At 48.3% G+C, this 18731-nt stretch carries 19 protein-coding genes and 1 pseudogene; 3 read left to right on the top strand and 17 right to left on the bottom strand.

The window, feature by feature from the left end:
- Window positions 1-34 precede the first annotated feature (34 nt).
- From fabG to SGI97_07615, 7 genes and pseudogenes are all read right to left on the bottom strand, one after another.
- Window positions 35-766, bottom strand: coding sequence for a 3-oxoacyl-[acyl-carrier-protein] reductase (gene fabG / locus SGI97_07645; GenBank protein ID MDZ4723760.1), 732 nt, complete (start codon window positions 764-766; stop codon window positions 35-37).
- Window positions 767-787: 21 nt separating this feature from the next.
- Window positions 788-1720 carry an ACP S-malonyltransferase gene (gene fabD / locus SGI97_07640; GenBank protein ID MDZ4723759.1) on the bottom strand — a complete coding sequence of 311 codons (933 nt, stop codon included), beginning with the start codon at window positions 1718-1720 and terminating at the stop codon, window positions 788-790.
- Between the two features lie 21 nt (window positions 1721-1741).
- Window positions 1742-2731: a beta-ketoacyl-ACP synthase III gene (locus tag SGI97_07635; protein MDZ4723758.1), complete on the bottom strand. Its 990-nt coding sequence runs from the start codon at window positions 2729-2731 to the stop codon at window positions 1742-1744.
- Window positions 2658-3743, bottom strand: a pseudogene (gene plsX / locus SGI97_07630) (phosphate acyltransferase PlsX). Before plsX ends, SGI97_07635 begins: the two are co-directional and overlap by 74 nt.
- A 47-nt stretch (window positions 3744-3790) precedes the next feature.
- Window positions 3791-3973: a 50S ribosomal protein L32 gene (rpmF, locus tag SGI97_07625; GenBank protein ID MDZ4723757.1), complete on the bottom strand. Its 183-nt coding sequence runs from the start codon at window positions 3971-3973 to the stop codon at window positions 3791-3793.
- Window positions 3974-3984: 11 nt separating this feature from the next.
- On the bottom strand, window positions 3985-4512 hold the full coding sequence (locus tag SGI97_07620) for a DUF177 domain-containing protein (protein ID MDZ4723756.1): 528 nt from the start codon (window positions 4510-4512) through the stop codon (window positions 3985-3987).
- A gap of 190 nt (window positions 4513-4702) precedes the next feature.
- Window positions 4703-7795, bottom strand: coding sequence for an N-6 DNA methylase (locus SGI97_07615; protein ID MDZ4723755.1), 3093 nt, complete (start codon window positions 7793-7795; stop codon window positions 4703-4705).
- A 375-nt stretch (window positions 7796-8170) separates the two neighbouring features.
- Between SGI97_07615 and SGI97_07610 the strand changes: the two genes are divergently transcribed.
- The 3 genes from SGI97_07610 (at window position 8171) to SGI97_07600 (ending at window position 10673) form a co-directional block, all read left to right on the top strand.
- Window positions 8171-9127: a hypothetical protein gene (locus SGI97_07610; protein ID MDZ4723754.1), complete on the top strand. Its 957-nt coding sequence runs from the start codon at window positions 8171-8173 to the stop codon at window positions 9125-9127.
- Window positions 9124-9744 (top strand): hypothetical protein, encoded by a 621-nt coding sequence (locus SGI97_07605; protein MDZ4723753.1) that lies wholly within the window; start codon window positions 9124-9126, stop codon window positions 9742-9744. The genes SGI97_07610 and SGI97_07605 overlap by 4 nt, the downstream gene beginning before the upstream one ends.
- Window positions 9745-9890: 146 nt before the next feature.
- Window positions 9891-10673, top strand: coding sequence for a DUF1003 domain-containing protein (locus SGI97_07600; protein ID MDZ4723752.1), 783 nt, complete (start codon window positions 9891-9893; stop codon window positions 10671-10673).
- A gap of 89 nt (window positions 10674-10762) precedes the next feature.
- Here the strand turns inward: SGI97_07600 and atpC are convergent, their stop codons facing one another.
- The 10 genes from atpC to SGI97_07550 form a co-directional block, all read right to left on the bottom strand.
- Entirely contained in the window at window positions 10763-11173 is a 411-nt protein-coding gene (gene atpC / locus SGI97_07595; GenBank protein ID MDZ4723751.1) for an ATP synthase F1 subunit epsilon, read from the bottom strand.
- Window positions 11174-11190: 17 nt separating this feature from the next.
- Window positions 11191-12597 carry a F0F1 ATP synthase subunit beta gene (gene atpD / locus SGI97_07590; protein ID MDZ4723750.1) on the bottom strand — a complete coding sequence of 469 codons (1407 nt, stop codon included), beginning with the start codon at window positions 12595-12597 and terminating at the stop codon, window positions 11191-11193.
- Window positions 12598-12676: 79 nt separating this feature from the next.
- Window positions 12677-13543, bottom strand: a complete 867-nt coding sequence (atpG, locus tag SGI97_07585; protein MDZ4723749.1) for an ATP synthase F1 subunit gamma — start codon at window positions 13541-13543, stop codon at window positions 12677-12679.
- Between the two features lie 20 nt (window positions 13544-13563).
- Window positions 13564-15072, bottom strand: a complete 1509-nt coding sequence (gene atpA / locus SGI97_07580; GenBank protein ID MDZ4723748.1) for a F0F1 ATP synthase subunit alpha — start codon at window positions 15070-15072, stop codon at window positions 13564-13566.
- Window positions 15073-15426: 354 nt separating this feature from the next.
- The gene (gene atpH / locus SGI97_07575; protein ID MDZ4723747.1) at window positions 15427-15975 is read right to left on the bottom strand and encodes an ATP synthase F1 subunit delta; all 549 of its coding nucleotides are present in this window, start codon (window positions 15973-15975) and stop codon (window positions 15427-15429) included.
- 10 nt (window positions 15976-15985) lie between these two features.
- A complete protein-coding gene (gene atpF, locus SGI97_07570) occupies window positions 15986-16468 on the bottom strand; it encodes a F0F1 ATP synthase subunit B (protein MDZ4723746.1) in 483 nt (160 codons plus the stop codon).
- 75 nt (window positions 16469-16543) lie between these two features.
- On the bottom strand, window positions 16544-16780 hold the full coding sequence (atpE, locus tag SGI97_07565; protein ID MDZ4723745.1) for an ATP synthase F0 subunit C: 237 nt from the start codon (window positions 16778-16780) through the stop codon (window positions 16544-16546).
- Between the two features lie 60 nt (window positions 16781-16840).
- On the bottom strand, window positions 16841-17692 hold the full coding sequence (atpB, locus tag SGI97_07560; GenBank protein ID MDZ4723744.1) for a F0F1 ATP synthase subunit A: 852 nt from the start codon (window positions 17690-17692) through the stop codon (window positions 16841-16843).
- Complete coding sequence (locus SGI97_07555; GenBank protein ID MDZ4723743.1) at window positions 17689-18096, bottom strand: hypothetical protein; 408 nt, start codon at window positions 18094-18096, stop codon at window positions 17689-17691. Before SGI97_07555 ends, atpB begins: the two co-directional genes overlap by 4 nt.
- A 40-nt stretch (window positions 18097-18136) precedes the next feature.
- Window positions 18137-18418 (bottom strand): AtpZ/AtpI family protein, encoded by a 282-nt coding sequence (locus SGI97_07550; GenBank protein MDZ4723742.1) that lies wholly within the window; start codon window positions 18416-18418, stop codon window positions 18137-18139.
- Between the last annotated feature and the right edge of the window lie 313 nt (window positions 18419-18731).

Raw genomic sequence — 18731 nt, 5'->3', positions numbered from 1 at the left:
CCTTAGTGTTCAACAATGATTTCAACTTTTTCATTTACATCGTCAAGCCGCCGTCGACTGCAAGCACTTGTCCGGTGACATAGCCCGCATCGTCGGAGGCGAAAAACATTACGGCTGAGGCGACTTCCATCGGAGTTCCTGTCCGACTGATTGCGACGCGTCCCATCAAGTATTCCTTTGCGGCTTCCGGCATGGCCGCGGTCATATCGGTCTCGATGAATCCCGGAGCGACTACATTTACCGTAATTCCCCGTGATGCCAGTTCTCGCGCGCTGGACTTGCTCAGGCCGATCAGACCAGCTTTAGATGCGCTATAATTGCACTGGCCAGCATTTCCCATCAAGCCTATAACAGAGCTTATATTGATTATTCGTCCATATCGTTGCTTTATCATAACCTTGGCGGCCGCTTTAGTGACAAGGAACGCACCTTTGAGATTGATGTCAAGCACAGCATCCCAATCATTTTCGTCCATTCGGAGCATGAGTCCGTCGCGGGTTATGCCGGCATTATTGACAACAATGTCCACCCGTCCAAATTTCGCCATCGTCTTCTCCATCAGAGAGGCAATCTCTTTCGCGTCAGTAACATTCACTCCGACACCAAGTGTCGCTCCGCCTATTTCCGAAGCTGTTTTGTCTGCGGCTTCTTGATTGGTGCCGCATATTACGACATTGTTGCCTGCCGAAACAAATTTTTCAGCGATAGCCCGTCCAATTCCGCGGGTCGAGCCAGTTACGATAACAGTTTTGCCGGTGGTGGTCATAAGTCTGTCGGAAGTGTACGGTTAGACCGCAAGTGGAGCAAATGATTTTATATCCGCCAGCGTATCAAGATTGATTAGCTGTTCGACTTGCATTTCTCGTTTGGCAAGTCCACTCAACACTTTTCCGGGGCCGATTTCAAAAACCTTGGTGACGTTGTTTCGTTTAAGATATGCCATCGTCTGCGACCATCTCACAGGAGCCGTGACCTGCTGAATCAGCAAATTGCGAATTTCGGTTGGATCCGTTGCTGCTTCGCCGGTGACATTGGCAATGATGGGTACGCGAGGAGAATGAATCTCAATGGTCTGCAGATACCGCTCAAGTCCCTTTCGGGCCGGCTCCATCAAAGGCGAATGAAATGCGCCGCCGACCTCAAGAATCATCGCGCGTTTTGCTCCAGCCTCTTTTGCCAACTCAATAAAACGATCTATTCCTTCAAGAGAGCCGGACACCACGATCTGAGCCGGTGAGTTAAAATTGGCTTCGACAATAATACTGGCTTCGGCTGCACGACCGCAAATCCGGTGAATATCCTCGGCACTCAGCCCCATCGCGACAGCCATTGTGCCGGGGTTCTGGCGGCAAGCATCGTCCATAAGCTTCGCTCGCTCAACAACAGATTTTATCGCACTCTCCGGACTCAGCGCTCCAACTGCCACAAGCGCGCCGTATTCTCCAAGCGAGTGTCCTGCCGCAAAATCGAACGACGGGCATTCTTCCCCGAGAATATTGAGCACAGAGAGCGAGTGCAAAAGAATCGCAGGCTGGGTAAATCTTGTCTCTTTGAGCCGTTCGGCAGGACCATTGAAAGAAAGTTCGGCGATATTCTCTCCAATGCAATCCGATGTCAACTCGTAGAGGCGACGGACTTCGGCTGAAGATTCAAACAGGTCTTTCCCCATGCCAACATACTGGGAGGCCTGCCCCGGGAAAAGTAATGCTGTTTTACTCATCGTAGAATAGCCCTCTCACTATTACCATTTTACAACGGCCGCGCCCCAAATAAGCCCGCCGCCGAATGCAACCATGACAACATTATCGCCCGGTTTGAGACGACCGGCTCGATTGGCTTCGTCGAGGGCGAGGGGGATCGATGCCGCTGAGGTGTTGCCATACCGTTCGATATTGACATATACTTTGTCGCTGTCAAGACCAAGGCGTTTGGTGATGGCATCGATAATGCGAATATTGGCCTGGTGAGGAACGAAAAGAGCGATATCATCCGAGGTCAAACCGGCATCGGCTATTACTTTTTCTGCGGCTTTGCCCATTTCGCGCACGGCGACTTTGAAAATTTCCGCGCCATTCATAAAGATCTTGTCGCTGCCGTCAAAGGCAAAGTCCGGTGTGTAGGGATTTTTTGAGCCGCCGTATTCCGTCCAGAGGAGTTTGCGATAGCTTCCATCAGATTTTAGGAAGGTCGACAGCACACCCCGGCCATTGTCTGAGGCCTCAAGTACCGCGGCGCCTGCGGCATCGCCAAAAAGTACACAGGTATTGCGGTCTTTATAGTTGGTAAACGATGATAATTTTTCGGCGCCAATTACCAGCACTTTTTTATATTTGCCCGATGCAATATAGGATTCTGCTATTGAAAGCCCGCTGATAAATCCGGTACAGGCCGCGACGACATCAAAGGCTACAGCATTGGGCAGACCTATTTTTTCCTGTACGATGCAGGCATTCGAGGGAAGTTTATAATCGGGAGTGACCGTGCCAGTGATGAGGAGTTCAATTTCTTCCGGATCGCACTCGGCCATCTCCATGGCACGTTTGGCCGCCTCGACTGACATATCCGATGTACCGATTGATTCATCGGCAATACGCCGTTCGCGGATGCCAGTACGAGAGACAATCCACTCATCGGACGTTTCGACTATTTTTTCAAAATCAGCGTTGGTCATTCGCTTCGGAGGAGTATACGACCCCGTCCCGGCGATCTTTGCTCTTATTTTGTGACTCATTCGAGCTTCCGAAGTGATTGGTTATAAGTTCATCGCGAATTCGCTCATTTAGCCTTTTGGCCGCCATTTCGTAGGCAACAAGGACGGCGTTGGTAATGGCTCTCGCGTTACTTGAGCCGTGGCAGATAATGACATTGCCATTAATGCCCAAGAGCGGCGCGCCGCCGGATTCGGCCTAATCGAACGTTTTTTTCATACGGCGAAGGAATGGCCCCAGCAATATCGCGCCAAAACGTGAGAAAACATTGGTTTCAACTTGCCGCTTGATGGCCTTAACAAGAAAAGGCTGAATCGATTCAGCAAATTTGAGAATAATGTTTCCCGTGAAACCATCGGTCACCACAACCTCCACAGCGCCGGAGAGAATATCACGTCCTTCGACGTTACCGACAAAATTAATCTTTGAATTATTAAGCAGTTCCCGCGCGCCAAAAATCAACTCATTCCCTTTGCTTCGCTCTTCGCCAATCGACAGCAGACCAACTTTGGGCGAGGCGTGATTAAACACAAGCGAGGAATAGACCGACCCCATGACGGCAAACTGCGAAAGATGCTGCGGTTTGCAATCGGCGTTGGCGCCGACATCCAGAACAACCGTCGGACAACCAGTACTGGTTGGAAAGACTGAAGTTATAGCCGGTCGGCTCACACCTTCGATTCTACCGAGTGTAACCAGCGCATTAGCCATGACGGCTCCGGTATTTCCGGGCGAAACGAAACCCGATGCCTTGCCTTCTTTGACCAGACGAATTCCGACTGATATTGAACTGTCTTTGACACGAAGGCTTTCTTTTGGCGCGACATGCATGGTTATTTCACTTGCGGCATGGTGAAGAGAAAGATTGGCAGGGGGATGGGAAATACGCGCGAGGGCCGGTTTGAGTTTGTTCTCATCACCAACGACAATTACATGCAAAGACTCACCCATACGCCGCGCGGCTTCGACGCCGCCGGCGAGAATCTCTGCCGGTCCTCGATCGGCTCCCATAGCATCGAGTACGACAGTATGCATTGTCTTTTCGGTCATACCGAAAACACTCCCCATGCTGTGTTCAGCTGTTACGCCGATTTGACTGCAATGACGCTACGACCACGGTAAAAACCGCAGTGTGGGCAGATATGATGAGGCAATTTTGCTTGGCTGCAGTTTGGACAACTGCTGACATTCACCGTCTCAAGCTTCCAGTGGGTGCGACGCTTGCGACCTCGTGTTCGTGAATGTCTTCGTTTGGGAAGAGGCATCGTGAAATTCCTTACTTCGTATCAGATTGTTGATCGGTCAAACCCAGTAGTCCGCGCCAGCGTTCATCTATCTGCTCGCGTTTGCAACCACAGGTTCGTTCATTTAAATTCGTGCCGCAACTGGGACAGAGACCTTTGCAGTCCTCCGAACAGAGCGGTTTCAGGTCTAATGACAGAATGAGCGCTTGACGCACCGGTTCGGTAACATCAACCCGCAAATCACTCCCCACAAAATAAACATAATCCTCATCATCCGCTACTGGATCTTCGATTACATCAAGTTTACTTGAGCCTTTGATGATAAAATCCAAATCCTGGGTCTGAGTGCCATCATATTCAGTCAAGCAGCGCGCGCACTCTAAACGGACTTCGGCCTCAACAGTTCCTTGGCAAAAATATTCCTCGCCGGATTTTTGGACATTAACAGTCAAAGTCACGCTTTTGACGCTGAGGACAGTCGGATCAAAAGGCGCAAACTCGCCATCGCCGGATTTGGCTATGGCTTCGACTGGAAAGTCATCAAATGGTCGTAAATCCAATATCATAACTTACGATGGTATAGCATTTGGAGCACAAAGTCAAGCAGAAAAGCTGCGGTCAATTCATTGATGGAGAAGATGTTATGAGGGAACGGGCGGGGACAATCGCGAGGGGTTCATCAGAGACGGACGATAATGGAATACTGCGTTATAGCCGCTCAGATAGGCTTAAGTTCAAATTGAAAATTTATTACTCGAAAAGATCGCCGTTCTTAATCCGATTTGCCTCGGGTATTAGACTCTCGGTGTCTTGACCCGACTCTTCGAGCAATAGGACAACAAGCTTGTTGATTTTATTAAGCTCGCCAGCAAATAGCTTTCGAACATCGAGTCTTTTTTGCCCGAGCCGTCCAGCAAACTGAGGTAACAATGATTCAAGCTCCTCTTTACATTTCCCGCCAAGTTCAGCAAGTTGAATATGAACCGGATTCTTAAGGTCAAATTTGGGAATAGCGCAAACCTCAAATGGACGACGGTGAATGTCTCTCTCTCCGTAAAGTCCCTGTGGTTGATATTGTTTGATCGCCAAATTTACAATGTCAGAATTTAGACATGCAACTAAGTAATGACCTTCTTGTTCGGTCATGACATAATAGTAATATGTCTTTGCATCCGCAAAGAATCCATTTGTCAGCAATCCAGTGTTTTTCGAAACGGTACTTCGTTGAAAGAGCGCCGAGGCAAGGTTTGTACCCGATGTATTATATATGACCACATGTTCCGCCGTTATGTCTTGCCTTATAAGCGTTTGGTTGTAATTCAATCGTTGTAGCAAGGAACGGTCATTTGTCTGTCGATGCGTTTCCCACAGTTTTTCAGTTCCAGCCAGCCAGAGTGCAGCATTTTCGAACCCCTTCTCTGTCAAGACTACCGAATCAGCCAGCGAGTAAGATTTTTTCTTTCGGATAATCGGAAGGAAAATTGATTCAGTCCGTGTAATACCGAATGGTAACAAGCCTTTAGCAAGTATCGTTTCAAAAATTAATTCTTTCTCTATCCGACCTTGGATTTTTATTTTCCATGGATTCTTGGCTTCATCCAAAGCCTCATCGGATGTTTCCAAGTGCGGTATTTTTTCATGTTTGGCGGCATTTTTGTCCTGTTGAACAAACCAAAATGACCGAGGCACGATTGTAGCTCCCTGTTGGAAAAGATGAAAATACGGGGATAGTTGCTGGTTGGAATCCAGGAAATCAGTGTTTTTTTCTTCGGTGGAAAGAAACTTCTTGGCCGTTTCCCATTTCAAATTTTTGGATGATAGTCTGCCCCGATAGAGCGTAGTCGGTATTTTAGTGCGCACTTTTGTCTTCGGGTTTGAAATCAGTAGAACAGAACGCACGTTGAATAAAGGACTGACACCGGAAAAATCATGAATTTGTGAGAAGCCCAGTTCTTGAAACTTAGCATGTTGTTTCGCGGGGAGAATCGTGGTCTTAGGAAGTACAAATCCAATGGTTCCGCCCTCTTTGAGAAAGTATTTTTGGCAGTATACAAAAAATAGTGTGCTAGTGTCCAATTGAGTGAAGAGCTTGACCTGAGTTCTATCAAGTAATCCATTATGTAGAGTCAAATCCTTTACCACTGCTTTATAGGCTTTATCCTTGATATATCTATAAGCCAGCCACGGTGGATTACCGAGAATGTAATCAACCTTTTGACGTCTCAAGTACGCTGGCCGGCAGGCATTTTTAAGGATGAATGCCCAAACAGTGTCCTTATTCTGTTTGATAAGCTTTACATACAGCTTGAAGTTTTGCTTCCAGAGAAATTTTTCATGATCATCGGATGCCTTGAGATAGCGAGATTCAAACGCCGACCATACTGTTGCCATGGTTTTGGAATCTTTAACGGCGATCTGCGAAACTGAAGCTAACTTATCAATTAGTCGGTCAATGTCATCGCCGCGTTCGGCGGCCTCAGATGGTATGTGAAACGACTCCTCAGCGCTGGCCTGAATTGCAATCGAGCGCTTCTTCTTGTCTTCCGCAACCAACAGGGTATCTGCCATGTAGACAGGCAAATAAACTTCATGAACTGCTTCTTTTATTTCTTTCGCCAAGCTAAGTAAGAGATTTGCCTTGGTCATTATGACTGCCAAAGGATGCACATCGATTCCTGAAACGGTTGTCATTGCTTTATTCAATAGCTTGCTTCCGGCAAGTCCTTGCTTCCTAAGTCGGCGAATTGTGGCTAAGAGAAAAGAACCAGAGCCGCATGCGGGATCCAGTACCGTTCCCGATTTATACTTTATCGATTCCAAGGCAAGATCCGCAATCCAATCTGGGGTGTAGTACTCACCTAACGAATGACGACTTGTAGTATCAACCAGTTCTTGATAAATTTCCTTCAGAATATCTTCATCTATATCGTCAAATTTATATGGTCTTAGGTAGGTATCCAGTCTCGAAAGAAACCCTATGAAATCGTCTTCAGCGGTAGTACCGAGTGCCCAACTAAAAAAGTCCGGTTCAGCCAGATTGGGCAGGTTATGTTTTGCAAAAAACTGTCCGGTTAGTAAACCACGGTATAGAGTCTTGGACATCGTGATTTTAGGGAATAATGCATTCAGTACGAGTAATCTTGACAGCATCGTCAAATATGTGTGGCGTACAAAAAGAATCTGGTCGCCGATAGGTTCTCCGTATACACGCGAAAGTAGTGAATTCCATTCGCTGAACTTCACCTTCACACTGGGCACTGTTTTAACGCTTCCGAGAAGTTCGGTTAAGATATTATTACATTTTCTAAAAACTGCGCTGTCTGGCCCGTAGCGGGTAGTGATATCAATCGAACGGGGTGTAGTTTTTTTGGCAGAGAAAAGAATATTATCAAGATATCTGAAGGAGCCAAGAACATCATTCTCATCTATTGTAAATTTGGATATCTGTTCTATAGACGCGCCTTCGAGTTGATATAGTTCGAATCTTAAGCCATCAGTCACCAACCCAAGGTACTCCGAAGGAGTTTTTTGAGCAGCGAAGTATTTTCTGAGTTCGGTCATTGCGGCTGGCCGCTCACTGTCGATATCGGTCTTGACTTCAAATATTATATACTTGTACAGGGCATCAATGAATCCCTTTACGTTGGCCACCTTAATCTTTTGTTCTATTTCAATTTCATTGACTTCAACTCCATAAGCGAGTCGCAAGTAGTTTAAGAGAAATTCTCTCCTTTGATCGTGGTGCTTCCCTTGGCGAATCGCCTGTTTGATCTCTGCCACATATTCGGAAAGGACATCGGGATAATTTGCTTTGTAAGGTAATATTCTTGAACTTGATGACATACTATATTAGGATAATTGTTTTAAAAGTCTTTGTCCAGTCTACAAAAATCCCCACTACACGACCCCCCTCCACTTCTTGGTACACTTCTTGCAATATGTCTCTACCAAAGACAGAGAGTTTGTACTTACCTCTCTGGCTTCAATGAGATATGACAGTTTGTGATATGATGTAGCCGAATCCGCAGGAGGATAAACAATGCAAAAAGACTGCGAAATCAACGGTGATTCCCTGTCCGCATGCATGTATACAGGAGATATCAAAGCTGGGCTTTGTCATTCTGTTCAAAAATATGTCAGTTATGAAATAGACAATTTGTCATCGATTCTCCCTCCACATCAGGAGAACTGCTCGTAATGATGAAAGGATTTATAAACATGAAGAGACTCATTATTCGAGTGATCGGCACTCTCGCTATTCTGGCGGGGATTGCATCGGCGCAGGAAGTGGTCATCAAAGATTTTCCGCTGGGTGTCGGCGGAAGTATCGACTCTGACCACTTTCAGGCATACTTCCCCGGTATGAAAGCAGTAGCCGATACGCTCAAAAAGTATCCGCTCGCCAGAGCTGTCATTACGGGCGGCGCTGATGGCGGGCAGTATCAAAGTGATCACGATGCAAAAAATCCCGGCCTCGCCTTGGGGCGCGCGCATATTCTCCGCGCACTGCTTATCAGTGAATTCAAAGTCGATTCTATTCAGATTATCGTCCAGTCCGATGACAGCAAACGCAGAGGCTCCGAATATCGCTATGCCAGTATTCGTATATCGCGCGAGTTGTCAGATATCGAAGCCCGCCTCCAGGCTGTTGAGCAAAGAGCGCCAGTCGAAAAACATTTCACCGAAGTCCAGACTTCGTCCGGCACGCCTATCGAAAATTTTGGCCTCCAGTTTGGCGCAGGGCTAACAACCTCCCCCTTTGGCGGCATTCCGTTGGTAAACGCGGCTTTGACTTGGGAGCGCGTTATTTTTGTCGAAGCCTTCGCCGGTCACACATTCTGGAACAGCACGTTCAATTTTGACGGTTCTGATTTGAATACCAAACGACGACTCATAGGCGGCCAGGTGATTGTTTTTCCTATATCCCACATACCAGTCGGGATCGTCGGAGGCTGGATTCGAATTGAAGAGATATCCCAATCCTATTACAAATATGTAAATCTCTCCGAAGGACCGCTTCTTGGATTGCGCGTCACGCCAATCAAATATCTCTCGGCGACCGGAGTATTCGATCCGGCCAAGCGGCGAATCGTGGGCGAAGAGTTATCAAAAATGAACCGAGACCAATTTCTCCTGAGTATCACTGCACATATCGGATTTGGAGGCGCAAAGTGAACAGACGCATTGTATTTACCTTTGGAATACTCATATTTCTTGTTGCAACTCTGGTGATGAACTGTGCCGACCCGCTCGAAGGAGAAAGTGACAACCCTATCCTTGGACCCGTCAATACAGTTGATACTATCTACATTAACGGCGACACGATACTTGTCACAGACACTGTTTTTGTCGGAGGCGATACAATAGTGGTGACCGACACGATAATAGTAGACACGTTGAATAATACCGACACCACGATAATTAGAGACACGGTAATTGTGATTGATACGGTGATAGTTGTGGATACCTTAATTGTCATCGTTCCAGATTCTACCGGCCCGACTACTGCCTGCGCGCAGTTAGGTTCAAATCAGCAGGAAATTGTCTGGATGCTTCGCTATCCCTCAGGAATGTACCGGATGGAGTTTGATGCCTATACAGAGCAGAATCAGCCAAACCAGTCTGTGACTGTAAATATCGACGGTCAGGAATTTCAGTGGCCGGTCGGACAGGATCCTTCGTTTGTGACCGAGCGTACGCTGAATGATCTGAGCGTTATTCGCATAACGGTAAACAAACCGCCCGCCCGCGGCCATTATATCAGCATCTGTCTGAAATTGACCGCTCTTTAGGCTATCTGAGATTTATCTCTGGTAGTTCGAGGTCTAAAGTAACTTGACCTGCTTTGTCTATGCTCAATAGCATATCATTGCTTGATTCTCAGCTTTTTACCCGATAGCTTTTACAGAGCTAGTATAGCGAAAGTAGAGGAACAAACATGAAGCCGCTGTCTATGAAATGCGCCGTCTGCAAGGGTGAGACCAATTCCCACGAACTCAAGCCGCTCTCGTTAATCAGTCATCCAATTGACGACCTCATACGAGACGCCAATTCTCAAATTGATCGTGATGCTCCAGTATGCCAACGCTGTCGAGCAAAATATCGCCGTCAGTATGTCGAAACCACTCTTCTCCAGGGACAGGGAGAGATCACATCTCTCGAAAGTGCGGTTTTGCAGAGTCTTTCAAAGGAAGCGATTATTGCTCGAAATGTTGAAGCCATGTACGCAGGACAGATTACGTTTGGCCAGCGACTAGCCGACCGGATCGCATCGTTCGGAGGGAGCTGGGCGTTCATACTTATCTTCTTCTCTATCCTTCTAGTCTGGATTACAATTAACTCGATAATACTTTTGTCGCCGCCTTTTGATCCTTTTCCATTCATTTTGTTAAACCTCGTTCTCTCTTGCCTGGCCGCAATGCAAGCGCCGGTTATAATGATGAGTCAAAATCGCCAGGAATCGAAGGACAGAATTCGAGCCGAACATGATTATCAGGTCAATCTAAAGGCAGAAATTGAGATACGGCATCTAAATATGAAGATAGATCAACTGTTACAACACCAATGGCAGCGCCTTCTTGACATTCAGAAATTACAACTTGAAGTACTCGAAGAGTTGGAAGAAAACCATTCTAAAGGAGTGGAAGTGTCAAAGGATAAGACGCTATCAAGCAAAACTTCAACGGAAGGAACAGAGGATCATCCCGATGAAACAAACTAACCTGTTCAGCGTAGCCCGCTCAATGAGTCGGTTTTGATATGATTGATGGGAGCAGTAGTCGGTGGCGGAGACGAGATGGAGCAAGGATACTATGCCCGGTCTTGATATATCCTGATTCTATTCGCGGCCCGTTCTATTGCGGCACGGGTCGATGGCAAATCTAATTCAGTCTCGCCGCTTCCGGCAGTGAGCAGACGCGCTTTCGATATTTCATAGGCTCTTCGCGCCCGTTCAATATCGATCTCACTTGCATTCTCTATCGAGTCGGCGAGAATAGTCGCGACATTATTTGAGACCTCAAGAAATCCGCCGGAGACGGCCAGAACATGGGCTATATCGGTCGCGTCAAGAAATTCAATCTTGCCAGGTTTGAGCGCGGAAATAATCGGGGCATGGTGCGAGAGTATTCCGAGATACCCCTCTGTGCCGGGCACAGTCAATGACTTAATCTCGGCATCATAAAATGTTTTTTCAGGTGTGACTATCGATAGACGAAACATAATAGAATATCCCGATCTTAACTCTTGGACTTTTCGTAATTGGCGAGCACTTCTTCGAGATTGCCGACCATATAGAAAAACTGTTCCGGGATATGGTCGAGTTTGCCAGAGATAAGCTCATCGAAGTCTTTAATCGTGTCGGCAACTTTTACATACTTGCCGGCTTTTCCGGTGAAGGCTTCGGCAACAAAGAACGGCTGTGACAGGAAACGCTGAATCTTGCGGGCGCGCTGAACAATCTGTTTGTCTTCCTCAGAAAGTTCATCTATACCCAAAATAGCGATAATATCCTGAAGGTCCTTATATCTCTGTAAAATAACCTGCACTGCGCGAGCCACACGGTAGTGGTCTTTACCAACAATGTTCGGGTCCAATATTCTCGATGTCGAGTCAAGCGGGTCAACAGCCGGATAAATACCAAGTTCCGCAATCTGACGCGAGAGCACTGTTGTCGCATCAAGATGCGAGAAGGCAGTCGCGGGAGCCGGATCGGTCAAGTCATCGGCCGGGACATAAATCGCCTGCACCGATGTAATCGAACCCGAACGGGTCGATGTAATGCGCTCCTGAAGCGCGCCCATCTCGGTGCTGAGTGTCGGCTGATAGCCCACAGCGGAAGGCATACGTCCCAAAAGCGCGGACACTTCGGAACCGGCCTGGGTGAAACGGAAGATATTATCGATAAATAAAAGTACGTCCTGATTTTCTTCGTCGCGGAAATACTCCGCCATGGTGAGACCGGAGAGGCCGACACGAAGTCTCGCTCCGGGCGGCTCATTCATCTGGCCGAACATGAGCGCGGTCTTGCTGAGCACACCAGATTCGCTCATTTCAAGATAAAGATCGTTTCCCTCGCGGGTGCGTTCGCCTACACCGCAGAAAATCGAATATCCGCCATGCTCAGTTGCGATATTATGAATCAATTCCTGAATGATAACCGTCTTGCCTACACCAGCGCCGCCGAAGAGTCCGACCTTGCCGCCTTTTGAATACGGTTCGAGCAAATCAATAACTTTAATTCCCGTCTCGAACATTTCAACTTTGGTGACCTGATCTTCGAACGAGGGGGCCGCACGGTGAATCGGCAGACGTTTGGTTCCTTTTGGAACAGGCCCTTTGTTATCAATCGGCTCGCCGAGCAGATTGAAAATTCGTCCAAGCGAGGCCACGCCCACCGGAACTGTTATCGGACCGCCGCTATCGACAGCCTTCATTCCACGCACGAGACCGTCGGTCGAGGCAAGCGCGACACATCGGACAACATTGTCGCCGATATGCAAAGCCACTTCCACAGTAAGATTGAGTCCGCGCGCATCATCGCGAATTGAAATCGCGTTCAGGATATTCGGCAGGGACTCCGAGGGAAACTCGCAGTCGACTGTCGGTCCGATCACCTGTACAATTTTGCCGATATTCTCAGCCATCTCATCAACTCCTCTATCGTTATTCTCTCATACTCATACGTGTCATCGAACTGGTGGTTGTTTCATTTGCCGGTCGATTTTATTTCAAGGCATCCGCGCCGGAAATAACTTCCAATATTTCTTTCGTAATTTGCGCCTGACGAGCCTTGTTGTATTCCAATGTCAAACTCTGAATCATGTCGCCGGCATTTGTGGTGGCATTTCCCATCGCCTGCATACGCGAGCCATGCTCTGAAGCGAATGATTCTGCCAAAGCCGTCACCAGCTTTGTGGTCGCATACCCGGGCATCAGCGCAGCGTAAATCTCTTCCGATGACGGCTCAAAAATATATTCGCGGGCGGTCTTACTATCGCCATGTTCGCTTGCCGGTTTTGCGACGGGCAGGTATTTTTCATTGGTAATGCGGTAGCGAACCATCGAGAGAAAGCGCGTAAAGAGAAGCACAATCTCATCGGTCTGTCCGGTGACAAATCGATTTGTCAACAGGGCAACAATCTCTCGCGCACGGTCGTAATTGAGAACCCCGCCCCAATCGCCATAGAAATTGACAATTGGCCATTTGCGCCTTTTATAATAATCATTGCCGCGTTTGCCGATAGTTACAAGCTCGATTTCGACATTGCTATTTTCCGCAAGCCACAGATCGGCGCGACGGATGACATTTGAATTGAATGACCCGCACAGTCCGCGATCAGATGTGATGACAACCAGCGTCTTTTTGCGTGCGGGACGTTCTTCGAAGTACGGATGAACTATTTCTCCCTGCGAGCCTTGAGCCAAATGCGACAGCATTTCGTCGAGTTTCAGGGCATACGGTTTGGCCTGCTCGACGCGCTGTTGGGCTTTGCGCAATTTAGCCGCCGCCACCATTTTCATGGCTTTGGTGATACGCCGGGTCGACACGACCGATTTGATTCTCTTTTTTACCGCGCGAAGATTTGCCATATGTAAGTACTAAAGCGACTCTACTCCTTGAACCCTGCTTTGAATTGTTCAACAGCCTGTTTCAGTTTAGCCTCAGTCGCATCAGAGATTTTCAATTCCTGATTCATAGTGTGTTCAATATCCGGAAAATTCTTATCACAGAATTCAAATAACTCGCGCTCAAATTTCGAGATCGCCGCAGTCGGAATCGAATCAAGATGACCGCGTGTCGCCACCCAGATCATTATTACCTCTTTGGTGACCGGCATCGGCACATACTGCCCCTGTTTGAGCAGTTCGACCATCTTCTCTCCGCGATTCAACTGCCGTCTGGTGCCTTCATCGAGATCGGAACCAAATTGAGTGAATGCAGCCAACTCGCGGTACTGCGCCAAATCGAGTTTAAGCGACCCCGCAACTTGTTTCATCATTTTTGTCTGGGCGTTACCCCCCACACGAGAGACCGAGACGCCGACATTGATTGCGGGACGCACACCCGAGAAGAAAAGTTCGGCTTCCAAAAATATCTGCCCGTCGGTAATTGAAATCACATTGGTCGGAATATAGGCCGAGACATCGCCCGCCTGTGTTTCGATAATCGGAAGCGCGGTCAGCGAACCGCCACCGAGTTCATTTGAGAGTTTTGCGGCGCGTTCAAGCAAACGCGAGTGGGCGTAGAAAATATCGCCGGGGTAGGCCTCGCGTCCCGGAGGACGGCGAAGGAGCAACGAAAGCTGGCGGTAAGCCGCGGCCTGTTTTGATAAATCATCGTACACGCAAAGCACATGTTTGCCGTTGTACATGAACTCTTCGCCCATGGCGCATCCGGCATACGGCGCGATATATTGCAGCGGGGCCGGGTCGGTCGCTGTCGCCGAGACAACGATTGTGTATTCCATTGCGCCTTGCTGGCGCAGAATCTCAACAACCTGTGCGACAGTCGAGGACTTTTGTCCGATCGCGACATAGACACAGATCACGCCAGTATTTTTCTGATTGATAATGGCGTCGATTGCGATTGCTGTTTTTCCGGTCTGACGGTCACCGATAATCAATTCGCGCTGTCCGCGTCCGATTGGAATCATGGCGTCGATGGATTTGAGTCCGGTCTGCATCGGTTCTTTTACCGGCTGACGTTCTACAACCGACGGCGCGCGACCTTCGAGCACGCGGAATTTGTCGGTGACAATCGGCCCCTTGCCATCGAGCGGCTTGCCGAGCGGATCGACGACACGTCCGATGAGCGCAGTGCCGACCGGAACCTGGGCGACTTTGCCGGTGCGACGAACGGTATCCCCTTCTCTGATGCCGGTCACTGAGCCAAAAATGGCCGCGCCGACATTGTCTTCTTCAAGGTTCAAAACGATACCTAAGATATCTCCGGGAAACAAAATAAGCTCGGACATCTGGACATCTTCAAGTCCCCAAATGCGCGCAATACCATCGCCAACTTGGAGGACGGTTCCAACCGATTCCATCTCAAGTTTGGTGTCGTACTTTTCGAGCTCTTTACGTATGACCGATGATACTTCTTCGGGATTGAGAGCCATTACCGAACTCCTTTATGTTCAAACATTTATTTCTTTCTTCCCCTAAGGGGTTACAAATCCGCCGGCGGAGCAGCAGGCCATCCGAGAACAATTCCGATATTCGTAGGTCGATACCTTCTTAGGTCTCGACATCTTTACTTCTTTCCCTCTCCCCCGAGAGGGCAGGGTGAGGGCCTATTCAGAGAATATGAGATTGCCATGCCTGCCCGCCGTGGAGGGTCGCGTCCGGGAAGCCGCTCCTCGCAATGACATGCCAGTGACAATTGGCGTGGTTGGTGTACGTCCCTCCGCGCCTGCCCGCTGTGGTGGGGCGGACTTGAAAGCCTCGTGTACCAACGCTTCCCGGTGAAAAGCTCAGGCGACCTTCACTTTCTCCAACTGTTCTTCTAACATATTCAAACCGTGCCGCACCGAGCCATCGATTATTTCACCGCGCATAAAAAGTATCATTCCGCCGACAATGGCCGGGTCGATTTTTTTGGTAAGGTCAATCTTAAGCTTGGTCATACCAACCAGCCGCTCGGTGAGGCTTTGTTCTTCGGACGATTTCAATGGGATGGCGGTGACCACAGTAACTTTGAGAATCCCTTTTTGCTCTTTGACCAGCCGGTCGAACTCATCGAGAATTTCCGGAAGAAAATTGACGCGATGTTTTTCCACCAGCACGACGATAAACTCGACAAAAAGCCGCTCGATTCTCGGAGCGAATACTGTTCGCACAAGGTTAAGCTTCTTGTCATCCGGCACTTGCGGAGCAGCCAAAAAATCCAGAAGCGTTCGGTCAGTGGCGAGCATCTGACGAAGACTCGTCAGTTGGTCCTGCGCTGCATCAATCAGACCGCGGGAATTGGCGGATAAAAAAAGCGCCTGACCGTATTTTTTTGCGACCTCGTGAACTAACATAGCGACTTAATCAGACCTTTTGCAAATCGTCGATGAAGCGGCCAATCAGATCGCGCTGTTTGGTTTCATCGAGCTTTTCCTTGATAACCTTCTCGGTGGCGCGCATCGTTATGGCAACCATGTCATTCTTAAGCTGGACTTTCGCTTTTGCGACTTCTCGCTCAAGCTCTGCCTTCGCTTTTGAGCCTATCTCTTTGGCCTCTGTTTGCGCCGTGGCCTTCATATCAGCCGCGACACGTTTGCCTTCATCGACGGCTTCGACAAGTTTCGCGCGACGCTCATTCTCAATTTCTTTGAGACGCGAATCGTACTCGACTTGCTGAAGAGCGACTTTTGCCTTTTCATCGTCGATCGATTTGAACTCATCGACAATCTTATTGCGCCGTTCTTCCATGAGCGCCAAAAGCGGCCCCCACGCGAATTTCTTGAGAATCCAGAGCGTAATCAAGAACCCGACTAAGTGAGTCAGAAATTGTTGTATATCAAATGTCATTGTCTCTCCACGTTAGGGAGTAAGTATCCTTGGAAGCGCACTGTCGCCGACTTCACACGGACACCCGCTCTCTTCTTAGGCTCCAATCTTGCCATAGAGCAAGAAGAAGACGACAAGCGCATAAATGGTCAACGCTTCAATCAGCGCCGCGCCGATAATCATCGCAGTCAGAATTTTTCCTGAGGCTTCGGGCTGACGGCCGATAGCTTCCATCGCTTTGCCGACTGCGGGTCCCAGACCCAAACCTGAACCGACTGCGGCCAGCCCGACACCCATCGGTAACGCCCATGCTAACATTGATTGATAATCCATTGTTTCTCTCCTTATCCGATACGATTAAAAGGGTTTGATTGTAATTCCATTGTTCACTGCCTAATGCGCTTCCTCATGGGGTAGCATCATCAGAATGTAAATTGTCGAAAGTAGTGTAAAGACTAATGCCTGAATTGTCGACAAAAGCAACCCAAGAAGAATAAAAGGGACATTGAACGGCAAACCGATGGGCGAATGTGCAAACGAGAGCGCGGTGATCCCAAGACCCACAAAAGCCGCCACAAGTATGTCTTCTCCGGTTATATTTCCAAAGAGTCGAAGCGCCAGCGAGGCCGGTTTGGCGATTTCTCCTACAAGATGGATTATCAAAAATATCGGGGTCAGGCACCACATCATTATTCCCTTTGGGCTTCCCATCAGGTGATGCAGGTACGTCTTGATGCCAAGTTTCTTTATTCCGGTGTAATGCGTGACACAAAAAACGATAAGCGCAAGCGAGGCAGTCACATTGATACTTGTTGACGGCGAATGCCCGAGCGGTATAATACCCCATAGATTATTCACTAAGATGTAGAAGAAAAGCGTTCCGAGCAGTGGAATGTATGCCTTGGTGTGTTTCCCGAGCATTGTGTGCACAAAATTGTACATCCCTTCGACGAGCATTTCTATACTATTTTGAAACGGGCCGGGAATCATCTGCCTGTTGGCATGCACTCGCGTGGCGATAAACGCAAACAAGACCGATGTTGCGAGCGCAAAAATTATGTTTACCCAATGCTCGACCCACTCATATTCCGGCCCCAGATATTTTAGGATAAAGTGCGCTATGCTCGGAAGCGCAACCGGATCAGCCGCATGCGCACCGCCTTCGGTTGCCGTGGCAATCATGATCCATTGTCCGATTGGGGCTGGAATAAGGCCGATAATATTTGTGAGTATTGCCGCTATCATATCGCCTTCTGGACCTGTTCTTTTTCAGGTGCGGCAACGTCAATCTTTAAGAAACTGCGCCCAAGTACTTTAAGAACCATGACGGCTAAAATTAGCGATGATCCAGCAAGTAGAACCCAGGGATCGAACTGAGTTACTTTAAGGAGAAAGTAGCCTGTTATATATAATAGAGGGAATTTGATCAGACTTAAGCCGATTGCCTTTTGGGTGTTGACTCCCTCGGGGCGGATTGTCGAGCGAACTAATGCCGAGAGAAACATGAGGTTTATCATTCCCCACACACCGCCTGAAAAGAAGGCCAAAGTCGGGAATAATCCGTAATAGTAGAGTCCAAAGGGGAAAGCGATGAGAAGAACGATTCCAGTGGTTCGAAGTGTGCGTGTGATAAATTCAAATCCCATCATTCAACTCGTATATTTCGATAACTGCATATCCTGCAAGTTCTTATTTCTTCAGAGAGTCACTTCTCTCACGTTCTTCCCGATCCGAAATCGCCTGCGATTTTTTAACCAAAATATAAATCTGCTGTCCGGCGGCCACAAATCCGAGAATTATCCCAACTATGACTAACCATGGCTCTGTCGAAAACTTCTTGTCGAGCCATTGTCCGCCAAAGAATCCGATAAGCGGCCCGGCGATAAGAATCCCCGGAACAGCCGCCAACATACTTATCTGAGCTAAGTTGCTGCGGTCCTTGTTCTTTGACTTGTTTCCAAAAAGGGACATAGTAACCCTTTCTTTCGCTAAACAGGGGGCAAATAACAGAGTGAGCGTATCAGTGTCAAGCGATTTCGCAAAGTTTGTGAAAAAAATATCAAGAGGGTGGGGGGCGATGGAGTGTGCTGACGCGGCAATGACCAAAGGGAATGGTGCGACCGAAGGGAGTGGTGGAACCGTAACCATCTCAGTTCATCTACGTCTTGTCATTCCCGCGGACGCGGGAATCCAGGGTAAATAGACGTGCAGGCCGTCCTCCATTGGCGGATTCGAAAATCTCTGGCCTGCACAAACATTAAGATCACACCGCAAGCAGTGTGGT

This window comes from Candidatus Zixiibacteriota bacterium, from assembly GCA_034439475.1.
Lineage (GTDB): Bacteria > Zixibacteria > MSB-5A5 > GN15 > FEB-12 > JAWXAN01.
Note: the sequence above shows the minus strand (reverse complement) of the source record. Positions and strands in the feature narration are given on the sequence as shown.

Excerpts from the sequence above, each read along its gene's own strand:
- fabG (MDZ4723760.1), bottom strand. The coding sequence starts at position 766 with ATGACCACCACCGGCAAAACTGTTATCGTAACTGGCTCGACCCGCGGA.
- fabD (MDZ4723759.1), bottom strand. The coding sequence starts at position 1,720 with ATGAGTAAAACAGCATTACTTTTCCCGGGGCAGGCCTCCCAGTATGTT.
- SGI97_07635 (MDZ4723758.1), bottom strand. The coding sequence starts at position 2,731 with ATGAGTCACAAAATAAGAGCAAAGATCGCCGGGACGGGGTCGTATACT.
- rpmF (MDZ4723757.1), bottom strand. The coding sequence starts at position 3,973 with ATGCCTCTTCCCAAACGAAGACATTCACGAACACGAGGTCGCAAGCGT.
- SGI97_07615 (MDZ4723755.1), bottom strand. The coding sequence starts at position 7,795 with ATGTCATCAAGTTCAAGAATATTACCTTACAAAGCAAATTATCCCGAT.
- SGI97_07610 (MDZ4723754.1), top strand. The coding sequence starts at position 8,171 with ATGAAGAGACTCATTATTCGAGTGATCGGCACTCTCGCTATTCTGGCG.
- SGI97_07600 (MDZ4723752.1), top strand. The coding sequence starts at position 9,891 with ATGAAGCCGCTGTCTATGAAATGCGCCGTCTGCAAGGGTGAGACCAAT.
- atpC (MDZ4723751.1), bottom strand. The coding sequence starts at position 11,173 with ATGTTTCGTCTATCGATAGTCACACCTGAAAAAACATTTTATGATGCC.
- atpD (MDZ4723750.1), bottom strand. The coding sequence starts at position 12,597 with ATGGCTGAGAATATCGGCAAAATTGTACAGGTGATCGGACCGACAGTC.
- atpG (MDZ4723749.1), bottom strand. The coding sequence starts at position 13,543 with ATGGCAAATCTTCGCGCGGTAAAAAAGAGAATCAAATCGGTCGTGTCG.
- atpA (MDZ4723748.1), bottom strand. The coding sequence starts at position 15,072 with ATGGCTCTCAATCCCGAAGAAGTATCATCGGTCATACGTAAAGAGCTC.
- atpH (MDZ4723747.1), bottom strand. The coding sequence starts at position 15,975 with ATGTTAGTTCACGAGGTCGCAAAAAAATACGGTCAGGCGCTTTTTTTA.
- atpF (MDZ4723746.1), bottom strand. The coding sequence starts at position 16,468 with ATGACATTTGATATACAACAATTTCTGACTCACTTAGTCGGGTTCTTG.
- atpE (MDZ4723745.1), bottom strand. The coding sequence starts at position 16,780 with ATGGATTATCAATCAATGTTAGCATGGGCGTTACCGATGGGTGTCGGG.
- atpB (MDZ4723744.1), bottom strand. The coding sequence starts at position 17,692 with ATGATAGCGGCAATACTCACAAATATTATCGGCCTTATTCCAGCCCCA.
- SGI97_07555 (MDZ4723743.1), bottom strand. The coding sequence starts at position 18,096 with ATGATGGGATTTGAATTTATCACACGCACACTTCGAACCACTGGAATC.
- SGI97_07550 (MDZ4723742.1), bottom strand. The coding sequence starts at position 18,418 with ATGTCCCTTTTTGGAAACAAGTCAAAGAACAAGGACCGCAGCAACTTA.